The organism is Streptomyces canus, from assembly GCF_030816965.1.
GTDB classification, from domain to species: Bacteria; Actinomycetota; Actinomycetes; order Streptomycetales; family Streptomycetaceae; genus Streptomyces; species Streptomyces canus_E.
In genome coordinates, this window is sequence record NZ_JAUSYQ010000002.1 from 9,709,584 (window position 1) to 9,722,614 (window position 13,031).

At 71.8% G+C, this 13,031-nt stretch carries 9 protein-coding genes and 1 pseudogene; 4 read left to right on the top strand and 6 right to left on the bottom strand.

Annotation, left to right across the window (positions count from 1 at the left end):
• Positions 1-76: 76 nt before the first annotated feature.
• The gene (locus QF027_RS45425) at positions 77-982 is read left to right on the top strand and encodes a peptidoglycan-binding domain-containing protein (protein ID WP_307081371.1); all 906 of its coding nucleotides are present in this window, start codon (positions 77-79) and stop codon (positions 980-982) included.
• On the opposite strand, the gene QF027_RS45430 is transcribed toward QF027_RS45425, so the two are convergent.
• Positions 913-2,382 (bottom strand): alpha/beta hydrolase family protein, encoded by a 1,470-nt coding sequence (locus QF027_RS45430; protein ID WP_307082719.1) that lies wholly within the window; start codon positions 2,380-2,382, stop codon positions 913-915. The two genes, QF027_RS45425 and QF027_RS45430, sit on opposite strands and share 70 nt — an antisense overlap.
• Positions 2,383-2,538: 156 nt before the next feature.
• Between QF027_RS45430 and QF027_RS45435 the strand changes: the two genes are divergently transcribed.
• Positions 2,539-3,516 carry an ABC transporter substrate-binding protein gene (locus QF027_RS45435; RefSeq protein ID WP_306972993.1) on the top strand — a complete coding sequence of 326 codons (978 nt, stop codon included), beginning with the start codon at positions 2,539-2,541 and terminating at the stop codon, positions 3,514-3,516.
• Between the two features lie 6 nt (positions 3,517-3,522).
• Here the strand turns inward: QF027_RS45435 and QF027_RS45440 are convergent, their stop codons facing one another.
• The 5 genes and pseudogenes from QF027_RS45440 to QF027_RS45460 form a co-directional block, all read right to left on the bottom strand.
• Positions 3,523-3,951, bottom strand: coding sequence for a MarR family transcriptional regulator (locus QF027_RS45440; RefSeq protein ID WP_307082720.1), 429 nt, complete (start codon positions 3,949-3,951; stop codon positions 3,523-3,525).
• A pseudogene (locus QF027_RS45445) lies at positions 3,944-4,048 on the bottom strand (FAD-dependent oxidoreductase); the annotation flags it as partial. The gene QF027_RS45440 and the pseudogene QF027_RS45445, both read right to left, overlap by 8 nt.
• A gap of 144 nt (positions 4,049-4,192) precedes the next feature.
• Positions 4,193-5,557: an FAD-dependent oxidoreductase gene (locus tag QF027_RS45450; protein WP_307081373.1), complete on the bottom strand. Its 1,365-nt coding sequence runs from the start codon at positions 5,555-5,557 to the stop codon at positions 4,193-4,195.
• A gap of 133 nt (positions 5,558-5,690) precedes the next feature.
• Positions 5,691-8,483, bottom strand: coding sequence for a SpoIIE family protein phosphatase/ATP-binding protein (locus QF027_RS45455; RefSeq protein ID WP_307081375.1), 2,793 nt, complete (start codon positions 8,481-8,483; stop codon positions 5,691-5,693).
• A gap of 76 nt (positions 8,484-8,559) precedes the next feature.
• On the bottom strand, positions 8,560-11,208 hold the full coding sequence (locus tag QF027_RS45460; RefSeq protein WP_307081377.1) for a SpoIIE family protein phosphatase: 2,649 nt from the start codon (positions 11,206-11,208) through the stop codon (positions 8,560-8,562).
• 165 nt (positions 11,209-11,373) lie between these two features.
• Here QF027_RS45460 and QF027_RS45465 point away from each other — a divergent pair, with 165 nt between their 5' ends.
• Both QF027_RS45465 and QF027_RS45470 read left to right on the top strand, forming a co-directional pair.
• Positions 11,374-12,039, top strand: a complete 666-nt coding sequence (locus tag QF027_RS45465; RefSeq protein ID WP_307081379.1) for a helix-turn-helix transcriptional regulator — start codon at positions 11,374-11,376, stop codon at positions 12,037-12,039.
• A gap of 11 nt (positions 12,040-12,050) precedes the next feature.
• Positions 12,051-13,025, top strand: a complete 975-nt coding sequence (locus QF027_RS45470) for an ornithine cyclodeaminase family protein (protein ID WP_307081380.1) — start codon at positions 12,051-12,053, stop codon at positions 13,023-13,025.
• The last annotated feature ends 6 nt before the right edge of the window (positions 13,026-13,031 follow it).

Here is a 13,031-nt window from a genome sequence, read left to right on the forward strand (position 1 = left end):
AGATCGACAGGAGTTGTGGAATTTCCGCGCGGCATATCTGTCTACGATATGAAGATCGTACGGAGAGGGAACGCGCGTGAGTGAACCACCAGTCCTCGTCTGCCCGGAGTGCGCGGCGCCCAGGGCGGCGGACGGCACTCCCTCCTGCACCTGCGCGCACCGCGCCTCCGAGGCCCACATCGAGTCCCGTACGGCCGAGGCGGCAGCCGCGGAGGACTTCGACCCGGTGCGCATACGACCCTTCGTGGAGGTCGGCGAGGAACCGGCGGACCCGGTCGGCGAGCCGGAACCGGCGGGCCTGACAGGGGACTTGGGTGAAGTCACCGAGGCCGCGACGGACGCGGAACAGGAGCCTGTTCGGCAGCCGCCCATGGAGCCCCCGACCGACGGCGCCCCCGACGGTCGGAAGCGGCGGACGGTCATCGTCGCCGGGGCGGGAGCGGCCGCCGCCGTCCTGGTCACGGGAGGCTTCGTCGGCGGGTTCTTCACCTACGACGGCCCTTCACGGAACGATTCCGTGGTCGGCGGGGTGCGCGCGGGTGTACCGGAGTCGCAACCGTCGTCGAGCAGCCCGTCCGTCACCGCTTCCTCTCCTACGGCCACCTCGAAACAGTCGTCCCGGCCGCCCTCCTCCTCGCCGAGCGCGGAGGCCGGCGACAGCGCGTCCCCGACGGGCACCGCCACCCCGACCGGGATCCCGTCGAGCGCGGCCGCCACCGCCACGGTGGCCCCGGGCCCGACTGTGTCGAGCGGCCGGCCGCCTGTCCTCAGTCTCGGCGACCAGGGGCCCGAGGTCGTCGAACTCCAGCTCCGCCTCCGGCAGGTCGGCATCTACGACGGGGAAGCCGACGGCGACTTCGACCAGCAGGTCCAGAGGGCGGTGCGCACCTACCAGGTCACCCGCTTCGTCCTTCAGGACGGGGCCGGCGTGTACGGCAAGGCGACACGCGCTTCACTCGAGTCCGAGACCTCGGAGCCGTGACCGCCGGGCAGGCGCTGGGTGCGGTGGCCGTCGGAGAGGTGTGCGCGGTCGTAGGGGCGGGGGTAACCGGCGGGGGAGTAGGGGAGATAGCGGGCCGGTGATCCCGGATCGGCTTCGTCGGCACGTGAGTTGAGGGCGGCGGGATCGCTGCCTGCCCAGTGGCCGGTCACGATCCGGTCCTCCAGTGTGTGCAGGGCGGCGAGTTGCTCGCCGGGGCTGAAGGTGCAGTGGCCGGCGTTGTCGACATAGCGCTGTCGCAGGAGGGGTGCCGAGCCCGCGGCCGTGGCGGCCCGGCGGTAGGCGCTCTCGGACTGCACCGGGATCAGCGCGTCGCCAGTGGTGTGGATGGTGAGCTGGGGCTTGGTGAGGCGGCCGGTGAAGGAGCTGGTACGGCTCATCCAGTCGACGGCCTTCGCGTCGGCGCGGATGCGCGGGGCCTTGTCGAGAGTGTTGAGGTCGGACTTCAGGGAGAGGCCGGCCTTCTCGTACAACTCCTTGACCTCTTTGAGGTAGGGGGAGTTGCGGAGCATCGCGTGGTAGTCGACCCCGGTGTTCCACGACATGGTGCCGCCCGCCCGGGACTCGGCCTCCTGGCGCCAGACGAAGGCGGGGAACTTCACCAGCCCGACGACGGCCTGGTACTGGCCCGACTGCTGGGCTTCCCAGTCGGTGGGCGCGGGCCGGGACTGTGAAGGGTCGTTCCAGCCGGGGATGTTGTGCAGGGCCGCGGCGAGCGCGATACGGGCCCGGCCGTCGGCGGTCTGCTGCGCCTCGGTGAGGACGGCGGCCATGGCGTCGGACGCCTGGGTCGCGGCGGCCGCGCTCGGCAGTGCGGTCAGCCGGATCCCGGAGTCGGGTGCGAGGAGCGTCTTCAGTGCGAAGACCGGGTCCAGCGTGCTGTTCCAGTTGGCGACGCCGCCCTGGACCAGCCCACACATCGACAGCGAACCGGTGAGACGGTGCGCGTGGTGCTCCGCGAGGGCGGTCGTGACGAGGCCGCCGTACGACGTGCCCCAGGCGATGGTGCGCCCGGCACGTCCGAAGCGGGCGGTGAAGGTGTCGAGGGTGGCGAGCTGGTCGGGCACGGCCTCGGTCACGGCCCATCCGGTGGTGGCGTACGAGGACCCGATGAGGGCGTAACCCTGGTTCAGCAGCAGCGACTTCGTGGTGTCGTCGGGCGCGTTGCGCGCCGCGTTGGGGGCGCCGGACGGCGTGTAGCCGTGGCTGTAGAGAAGGACCGTGCCGTTCCAGCCGGCCGGCACATCCATGACGTAGGTCGCGCCGGACGGCAGGCGGCCCTCGGCATGGACGTCCTCGGCGGCGTAGGCGGTCGGGGTGAGGGGAGCGGCGAGCAGCAGTGCCGCGACGGCGACGAGCGTACGGGTGCGGATGCGGTGCATCACGAGATGTGGGCTCCTCGGGGGCAGTCCGTATTTTCCTGCGGTCGGGGGGACTGACACCGGCGAAAGTAGGCGTGTACATTGCGGGCGTCAATGATGTGCACAACATCAGTCGACGGGTCGTGAGGCGTTCTGGCGCCTCGTCAGGAGGGCCCCATGCAAAGGCGTGTGCTCGGACTTGCCGTTGCGGTGGTGACCCTCGCGGGTGCCGCCGGATGCGGATCGTCGGACTCCGGGAGCGGCGGCACGTCGTCCGCGGGCGGAGCCAAGAAGACCCAGGTCACGGTCGGTGTCATCCCCATCGTCGACGTGGCGCCGCTGTATCTCGGGCAGAAGAAGGGGTTCTTCGCCAGTCGCGGGATCGAGCTGAAGATGGTGACCGCGCAGGGCGGCGCGGCGATCATTCCCGGAGTGGTGAGCGGCCAGTTCCAGTTCGGCTTCAGCAACACCACGTCCCTGATGCTCGCGCAGACCAAGGGCGTCCCCGTGAAGTCCGTGGTCAACGGGGCTGCTTCCAACGGCAAGGTGGGGGCCGACGTCACCGGCGTCCTGGTGAAGAAGGACAGCCCGGTGAAGTCCGCGAAGGACCTGGCCGGACGCTCGGTCGCCGTGAACACCCTCCAGAACATCGGGGACACCACGGTCCGCGAGTCGGTGCGCGAGGACGGCGGCGACCCGGCGAAGGTGAAGTTCGTCGAGATCCCCTTCGACCAGATGCCGGCCGCGCTGGACGGCGGTCGTGTGGACGCCGCGTGGATGGGCGAGCCGGCCCAGACGGTCGCCAAGGCGCAGGGCGCCCGGGTCATCGCCTCGCCCTTCGCCGAGACCGACCCGAAGCTCACGGTTGCGACCTGGTTCACCACGACGAAGATCGCGCAGCAGAACCCCGGCCTGGTGAAGAAGTTCACCGAGGCCATGACGGAGTCACTGAGGTACGCCACCGGCCACCCGGAGGAGGCCCGGCAGATCCTCACCGTCTACACCAAGATCAGCGGCGACGTGCTGACCAAGCTCATCCTCCCGAGCTGGCCGCCCCAGGTCGACACGGCCTCGCTGGAGAAGCTCGCCGCCCTCGGTGAGGAGGACGGCATCTTCGGCGGCAAGAAGCCGGACATCCAGGCGCTGTTCTCCTGAGGGGGATCAGGCCTCGGGGCGCCGCCCGCTGCACCGCGGGGCGGGTTCGGAGCCGCCCAGCGGTTCGCGGCGGCGCCGCTCGCCGTGCTCCTCCACTTGGAGCACGACCTGCCGCGGCCCCTCCGCGGGGCCATGGCACTCGGTGTCACTGAGGCCGGCCATCACAAAGGCCTCCTCCCCATTGAACGCCTGGAACACCCGCCGCATCAGCTCCTCGCCCTCATCGGCGAGCCTGAGCAGGACGAGCCGCCCGTCGGTGGGGTGCCCGGCCCGGCTCAGCAGCCCGCGCGACTGCAGGGTCCACGAGACGGTCAGGTCGGAGCCGCGCAGCACGGAGTTCTCCAGGTGCCGGCGCACCGCGGACGCGACCCGGTAGATGTTCCCTACGGCCGCCAAGAGGGGCTGCCCGTGCAGGGGTGTGTGTCCAGTCCGGATGGGCCTCGTGCACGGTGGCCTCGAAGCCGGCCTTGTGCAGCGCCAGAGCCGCCGCCGTACCGGCGATGCCGCCGCCGACGACCAGTACGCGTGCCACACCCGCCCCGTTCGTCCCGGCTCCGCCCGCACGGTCGTACGGACACGGAGGGAACGACCGGATGGCGGCGAGGGTTCCGTGAGCAGCGCGACGCCGGTTGTGCCGCACCTGAGAGGCTGCGGCACGACCGGCGTCGCGTGCGGATCAGGCGCCGCTCTCGCGCAGCATGTCCTCGCGCTCGACGAGCTTCACGCGCGCGCGGCCCTGCGGCTCGCCCAGCGCCTTCTCGGCGGCGTCCAGCTTGTACCAGCCCTCCCAGGTGGTGAAGCGGACGTTCCGCTCGGCGAGGAACGCGTCCACGGCCTCCGGCTCGGGCGAACCCGGGGTCTGGAGACGCTCGTTCGCGAAGTCGTCCAGGAGGTTCGAGACCGTCTCGTTGGCATCGCCCTTGGTGTGGCCGATCAGGCCCACCGGACCGCGCCGGATCCAGCCGGTGACGTACGTCGACTGCAGGTGCTCGCCGCTCTCCTGCATGACCCTGCCGCCCTCGTCCGGGACCGTGCCTGAGTCGATGTCCCAGGGCAGCTTGGGCAGCTTGTCCGAGAGGTAGCCGACCGCTCGGTAGACCGCGGTGACGTCCCAGTCCTTGAACTCGCCGGTCCCCTTGACGTTTCCGGTGCCGTCGAGGGCGGTGCGCTCGGTGCGCAGACCGACGACCTTGCCGTCCTCACCGAGGATCTCGATGGGCGACTCGAAGAAGTGCAGGAACAGCTTGTGCGGACGGTCGCCGACATCGCGGATCGCCCAGTTCTCCAGGGTCTTGGCGACCATGTCGGCCTGCTTGTTGCCGCGCCGGGTCTCGATCGAGCCCGCGTCGTAGTCGATGTCCTCGGGGTCGACGATGACCTCGATGTTGGGGGAGTGGTCCAGCTCGCGCAGTTCCATCGGAGAGAACTTCGCCTGCGCCGGGCCACGGCGGCCGAAGACGTGGACCTCCAGCGCCTTGTTGGCCTTGAGGCCCTCGTGGACGTTCGGCGGGATCTCCGTCGGCAGGAGTTCGTCGGCCGTCTTGGCCAGGATGCGCGCCACGTCGAGGGCGACGTTGCCGACGCCGAGGACGGCGACCTTCTCGGCCTCCAGGGGCCAGGTGCGCGGCACGTCAGGGTGGCCGTCGTACCAGGAGACGAAGTCGGCGGCGCCGTACGAGCCGTCGAGCTCGATGCCCGGTATGCGCAGCTCGCGGTCGGCGGTCGCGCCCGTGGAGAAGATCACGGCGTCGTAGAACGCGCGCAGGTCGTCCAGGCTGATGTCGGTCGGGTAGTCGACATTGCCGAAGAGGCGGATCTGCGGCTTGTCGAGCACCTGGTGCAGGGCCGTGATGATGCCCTTGATCCGGGGGTGGTCCGGAGCCACGCCGTAACGGATCAGTCCGAACGGGGCCGGCATCCGCTCGAAGAGGTCGATGGAGACACCCGGTGCCGTGGCCACATCGGACTTGAGCAGCGCGTCGGCGGCGTAGATCCCGGCGGGGCCGGCTCCGACGATGGCTACCCGCAGGGGGCGGGGCATGATCAGGTTCCCTTCGAGCGGTGGCAGATCAACTCGAGGGAAGCCTAAGCTAAGGCAAGCCTAAGTCGGTACGCGGGTCCGGTCTATGGGCTCATAAGATCACCTTATGGGTGGCGAAGGCCCTCGAACCGGGTCACGGCAGTGGCTGTTCGGCCCAGATGACCTTGCCCGCCGGGGTGTACCGGGTGCCCCAGCGGTCGCTGAGCTGGGCGACGAGGAACAGACCGCGGCCGCCCTCGTCGGTCATCGCCGCGTACCGCAGATGCGGTGAGGTGCTGCTGCTGTCGAAGACCTCGCAGATCAGGGTGCGGTCGTACAGCATGCGCACGTGGATGGGGTCGCCGCCGTAGCGGATGGCGTTGGTGACGAGCTCGCTCAGGATGAGCTCCGTGGTGAACGCGAGCTCGTCCAGGTCCCAGCGGGCGAGCTGCCGGGACACCGCCGCCCGGACGTCCGAGACGGCCGCCGGGTCGGCCGGGACCTGCCACTCGGCGATCCGGTCGGCGGCGAGCGCCTGGGTGCGGGCCACGATCAGCGCGATGTCGTCGGTGGCGCGGGCCGGCGGCCGCGCGTCCAGTACGGCCCGGCAGGTGTCCTCGGGCGAGGGTCCCGCCTGCTCCAAGGCCGTGCGGAGCAGCTCGAGGCCCACGTCGATGTCGCGCTCGCGGTCCTCCACGAGCCCGTCCGTGTAGAGCACCAGGCGGCTGCCCTCGGCGAGTTCCAGGTCGGCCGTCTCGAACGGCAGGCCGCCGAGACCGAGCGGAGGACCGGCGGGCACGTCGGGGTACTCGACGCTGCCGTCGGGGTGGATGAGGGCGGGCGGCGGATGGCCGGCCCGGGCGATCGTGCACAGCCGGGAGACCGGGTCGTAGACGGCGTACAGACAGGTCGCGCCGGTGACGGGGGAGTCGCCGCTCTCCTCCGCCTCGTCCTGGTCGATCCGGGCGACCAACTCGTCGAGCAGCGCGAGCAGTTCGTCGGGCGGCAGGTCGAGTGCGGAGAAGTTGTGCACCGCCGTGCGCAGCCGTCCCATCGTGGCCGCGGCGTGCAGCCCGTGGCCCACGACGTCGCCGACCACGAGCGCGACCCGCGCGCCGGACAACGGCAGTACGTCGAACCAGTCGCCGCCCACCCCGGCCTGCGCGGGCAGGTACTTGTAGGCGATGTCCAGGGCGTCCTGCTCGGGCAGCCGGCGCGGCAGCAGACTGCGCTGGAGCGTCACCGCCATGGTGTGCTCGCGGGTGTAGCGGCGGGCGTTGTCGATGGAGACCGCGGCCCGGGTGACGAGCTCCTCGGCGAGGGCGACCTCGTCGGTGTCGAAGGGCTGGGGCTTGTCGGAGCGCCAGAAGCTGACGGTGCCCAGGACGAGATCGCCGACCCGCAAGGGAACGGCGATCAGCGAGTGGATGCCGTACTCGATGACCTGGGCGGAGCGCCCCCGGTCCTGCGCGTGCCACCCGGTGGCCTCGGCGAGACGCGGCTCCAGGACGGCCCGGCCGCTGCTGATGCCGCGGGCCTGGGGAGCGGAGTCCGTCAGGGGGATCCGCTCGCCGACCTTGAACAGCGGGGCGTCCTCACGGATCCCGCTGAGCGCGGTGCGGCGCAGGGTGGTCGCCGCCTCCGGCTGGCCGCCGCTGAGCACCGCGTCGAACAGGTCGACGGTGGCGAAGTCCGCGAACCGCGGCACGGACAGCTCGGCCAGTTCCTCGGCCGTGCGGGTGACGTCCAGGCTCGTCCCGATGCCCACCGTGGCGTCGTACAGCATGTCGAGGCGCTCGCGGGCCGCCTCGGCGCGCCCGGACAGGGCGCGCAACTCGGTCGAGTCGCGCAGGGTGGCGACGCTGCCCGGTGGGCCGCCCTGGATGTCGGTGGGCCGCTGGTTGACCGCCAGCAGCCGGTCCTTGACCCGGTGCACCTCGTCGGTGGCGACCCGCCCGGAGGCCAGCAGCCCGGCGGTGTCGGCGGGCAGGGAGAGGTCCAGGACGTGCCGGCCTTCTGCGTCGGCGGGCAGGTCGAGCAGCCGGTGGGCCTCGTCGTTGGCGAGCAGCAGCAGCCCCTCGCCGCCGACGATGAGCACGCCCTCCCGTACGGCGTGCAGGACCGCGTCGTGATGCTCGTACATGCGGGTCATCTCGTGCGGACCCAGACCGTGCGTCTGGCGCAGCAGCCGTCTGCTGACCAGCGCGGTGCCGCCGGTGGCGAGGGCGAGTCCCACGGCGGCGGCCATCAGGAGCAGCGGCAGCTGCTGGTTCGCGGTGCCGCCCACCTTCGCCGTGGTGATGCCGGCCGACACCAGGCCGACGACCTTCCCGTCGTCCGCCTTGACGGGGACGACGGCCTGCACGAGCGGTCCGATGGTTCCCGTGATGTCCTCGGTCACGACGCGCCCGGCCAGGGCGGGGGCGAAGTTCCCGACGAACTTCTTGCCGATGCGGTCCGGCTTGGGGTGTGTGTACCGGATGCCGTCGGTGTTCATGACGACGATGAAGTCCACGTCGGTCGCCAGGCGGGCCGCCTCGGCGCGCGGCTGGAGCACCGCCGACGGGTCGGGGGAGCTGAGGGCCTCCACGGTGCCCGGAGCGTTGGCGAAGGCCTCGGCCACGGCCACGGAACGGTTGCGGGCCTCCACCGTGCTGTCGTGCCGCACCTGGAGCACCAGCGCCACGACCGCGGCCACGACCAGCAGCAGGACGATCACGACCTGGAGGACGAACACCTCTCCGGCCACACTGCGTCCGCCGACCGCCGCTCGCAGGGCTCCCGGCCGCCGTCGAGTCCGGGCCCCGTCACGCTCGACCCGCGTGGGCGAACTGCCCCTGAGCGGGCCCTCGTGCTGGTCGCGAGCGGGGGCGGATGTCTGGGGCGGGCGGGGGCCGCCGGGGCGACGGGTCGGCCCGCCCCCGGAACGGCCCGGGAGTCGGACCATGTGCCCATGTCTACACTGCCGCGCCCCAGGAGGCGAGGGGCGTCACGCGGTGTGACAGAACAGCCACGGACCCTCCTCAGTGCGGCCCGGGCGGGGGCGCCGGGCGCCGGGTGGCGAGCAGCAACGCGATGTCGTCCGGGCGGTCCAGGGCGTGCCGGGCGGTCGCCGTGAGCCGGTCCGCCACGCCGGCCAGGAACCGCCCGCCCGGCCGGGCCGCCGGGGCGCCGGCCCTCGCGAGGGCCACCCGCAGGGCGGTGATCCCCTCGTCGATGTCGCTGCCGGGCCGTTCCACCAACCCGTCCGTGTAGAGCGCCAGGATCGCGCCGGGTTCCATCTGGAGCTCGGTCACCGGATAGGGGGCCTTCGGGGCCACGCCGAGGACGACGCCGCCGGGCAGGTCCAGGACCCGGGTGCGGCCGTCCGGGCTGCGCAGCAGGGGCGGCGGATGGCCGGCGCGGGCGGCCCTGGCCACCCCGGTGGCGGGGTCGAGCCGGATGTAGCAACAGCTGGCGAACAGGCCGGGATCGAGGTCGATGAGGAGATGGTTGGTGCTGCTCATGACCTCGTCCGGCGGCCGGTCGCCGAGCGCGAACGCCCTGACCGCGCTGCGCAGCTGGCCCATGGTGGCCGCCGCCTGCACGCCGTGCCCCTGGACGTCCCCGATGACGAGGGCCAGGCCGTCACCGGACTCGACGACGTCGTACCAGTCCCCGCCGACCTCCATCCCCGCGGTGCCCGGCAGATAGCGCCCGGTGGTCTCCAGCTGCGGGTGTGCCGCGAGGCGGCGGGGGAGGAGCGCCTGCTGCAGGCCCCGGGCGAGCGCGGCCTCCGACTCGTAGCGCTGTGCCTTCTCCATGGCGTGGGCGATGAGCCCGGCCAGCGCGGTGAGCACCGTGCGCTCCTCGGTGCTGAAGCTGCGCGGACGGTCGAAGCCGAGGATGCACGAGCCGACCGCGCGCCCGGAGGCGATCAGCGGCAGGAAGGCCCGGGCACCCTCGGTCGCGTCCAGGGGGATGCCGGGGTAGGTGGCCGTCAGCTGCTCCATCGAGTCGAAGAACAGCGGGCGGCCGGTGGTGAGGGTCTCCACACCGGGCAGGTGGGTGCCCAGGTCCACTCCGTCGAAGGGCGAGAGGAAACCCTTGGGGAAACCGGTCTCCCATTCCAGGTAGAGGTGCCGTTCCTGGAGGAGGTAGATCGCGAGCCGACGGCCGCCGAACGCGGGCAGCAGCTCCCGCATCACGACGGCTGACACCTGCCGGGCGGTGACCGCCTCGGTCAGGGCGATGGCCAGCGCGATCGGACGGTACAGGGGCGCGAGCGCGCTCATGCCCGTCTCGGACAGCTCGGCGGTCTCCTGCCCCTCGGGACTGTCCTTCACCCGGCTCGCGGGCCGGACCGTGCACGTCAGCCGGTCCGGACCGGGGTGCACGGACAGCGCGAGCCAGTCGCCTTCGTACGGCTGCTGGGCGGACTCGGCGTCGTGGGCCGACGGCGGTGGCCTGGTGTCCTGGGCGGGCAGCGGTGGCCCGGCGTCGTGAGCGGACAGCGGTGAGCCGGCGTCCCGAGCGGACAGCGGTGGCCCGGTGCTCTGAGCAGTCGGCCGTGTCTCGGACTCCTGCGCGGACGGGCGTACGAGATGGAAGTGGACCGGGTCCGGTGTGAGCAGCGCCGCCCGCAGGTGGTCCTCGAAGTCGGGGCGGCGCAGCCAGGGCACGGCCTCCCACAGGTCGCGGCCGACCAGCTCGGCGCGGGGACGGCCGAGGAGCCGGGCGGCGGGCGGATTCGCGTAGACGACCAGGCCCAGCCGGTCCACGCAGAACACGCCGTCGGGCAGCAGGTCGGCCGCCGAGTCCGCCGTGGGGCCGGGGCCCGGGGCCACGACGACGCCCCGGACCGCGGGTGCGGCGGGCGGCTCGTAGGCGTTCCACAGGTCGAGCAGGCGCAGCGCGCCGTCCTCGGCCCGCAGATAGAGGGGCAGAGCGGGAGGGCGGCCGGCGGCGGTGTCCCGCAGGCCGGCCAGGATGCGGTGCGCGTCGGTGGGGGCCACGGCCTCGGCGAACGCCTCGACGGTGCCGGGGAACTCACTGGGCGGCATGCCCAGGAGGGTGTGCAGGTCCTCGTCCAGTGTGATGTCGGCCGTCTCGGGGTCCCAGGCGAAACGTCCTGCGCGTCCCAAGGACGTGGAGGCGGTCGGCGGCCGCAGACAGACGGGCTCGCCGTCCCAGGCGACCTGGTCCGGGTACGCGTCCTCCAGGCCCCGCAGCGCCTCGCCCAGTTCCTGGGCGAGGCGCACCACGCGGTCGTGCTCGGACAGTACCTCGGCGGCGTCGGTGACGGCCGGGCGCAGCACGGTCAGCACACCGTAGGTCGTGGAACCGCCGACGACGGGCACATAGAGCGAGCCGAACTGGAACGGCAGTCCGGCGGCGAACTGCGGGTAGCGGCGCATGGTCTCGGTGGCGTTCGGCAGGACCACCTGGACACCGAGCCGGTAGGCGTCGGCGACGGGGAAGGGGCGGTCGGCATGCAGCCGCCACCAGGGGCGGAACAGCGGTCCGGGCAGCCCCGACAGGACGGCGAGCCGCAGTAGTCCGGGCGTGCGGGAGCGCAGATAGACCCCTCCGGCGTGGCCGTGGGCCGCACTGATCGCCTCCGTCGAAGCGTCGATCAGCAGCGCCGTCAGCCGCCCGGCCGTCGGGTGTGCGTCCTCGACGCTCCCAGTCATCGGCCCTACCTCGTCCGTACGCCGTCCCGTGGGCGACACAGCAAGAATGCGCCACAAGGACACCGGCCCGCACCCGGGCGGCCCATAGGTATATCTCGGTCGCCCTGCTGGACAACCGCCGGGCAGACACTTAGCTTAAATATCTAGATATGGAAAATCAGTACAATGGAGTCCCGGAACGGAGCGCCGATTGTGGAAGGCGTCGTTGACGGTGCGGACGAGCACCTCATCGGTGAGGCGGAGAAGATCGCTGTCGCCCTCGGGCGGATGTTCCCCGGGCTGTGCGAGGTGGTGCTGCACGATCTGCGGCATCCGCGGCACGCGATCCGGGCGATCGAGAACAACCTCTCCGGCCGTCAGGTCGGGGACTCCGTGACCGAGCTGGGGCTGGCGCGCATCGCCGATCCGGAATACCCGAGCGTCCTTCAGAACTATCCGAACCGGTTCCCCGACGGCCGCCCCGTGAAGAGCACGTCCATCGGTCTCAAGAACGCCGCGGGTGAGTACATCGCGGCCCTGTGCCTGAACCTGGACGTCTCCGTGCTGTCACCGGTCACGCTCACCCTGTCCAACCTGGTCGCCACGGACACCGAGCACCGCGAGCAGCCCCTGGAGACCCTGCGGGACCGCAACACGCGCGAACTGCGGCACACGGTGGAGGAGTGGGCCGCGGAGCGCGCCGCCACGCCCCGGTCGCTGAGCAGACACGACAAGAAGGCACTCGTACGGCAGCTGCACCAGGACGGGTACTTCGACTCGCGGGACGCCGCCCAGACCATCGCGGACCTGCTCGGCGTGTCCCGGGCGACCGTCTACAACTACAGCAAGTGAAGGACGCCCTCATGACCGCTGCCGAACCGAACACCGGCCCGCCACCGGTCGCGCACCCGCTGCTGCACATCACCGAGGAGCGGACCGCCGCACTCGTCGACGAGGACCTGGCCCTGGAAGCGGCACGCGCAGCCTTCGCCGCGACCGTGGGCGGCCCGGTCTTTCCCGCTCTGGCCGTGCATGGGTCCGATCCGCGCAACCGGTTCTCCCTCAAGCCGTCCGCGTCCGCGACGCACGCCGGCGTGAAGATCGGCACCTACTGGCCGGGCAACACCGACTACGGGCTGCCGCGCCACCACTCCACCCTGCTGCTGTTCGACCAGACGATCGGCAGGCTCGCGGCCGTCCTGGAGGTCGGCACCGCGAACGCCTACCGGACCGCCGCGGCCGACGCCCTCGCGGTCGACCTGCTGGCCCGCCGGGACACCACCATCCTGGCGCTCTTCGGCACCGGGCACCAGGCGGCCTACGAGGTGCGGGCCGTCAGCCGGGTCCGGGCCGTCAATGAGGTGCTGGCGGTGGGACGTACGGCCGCGCATGCCGAGCGGACGGTCGAGGCACTGACCGCACAAGGCCACGAAGCCCGTGCAGTGGACGCCGAAGAAGCCTGCGCGCGGGCAGATGTGATCATCACCGCCACCACCGCCGGGGCCGACACCCCGCCGCTGTTCGAAGCCTCGTGGGTCCGTCCCGGTACGCACCTGTCCTGCATGGGCGCGGACGCCCCGGGCAAGAGGGAACTCCCGCCCGAACTGTTCGCCCGCGCCCGCGTGTTCTGCGACCTGCCCGAACAGGCCCGCCGCCTGGGCGAGTGCCGGCACGCCCCCTCGGGCACGGTTCTCATCCCGCTCGGAGAGGTCCTCACCGGCCGGGCCGAAGGACGTACCGCCGACAGCGACATCACGGTCTTCGACAGTTCCGGGATCGGAGTGCAGGACCTGTATCTGGGCCTGGCCCTGCTAGAGAAGATGGACATCTCCCTATGAGCCCTA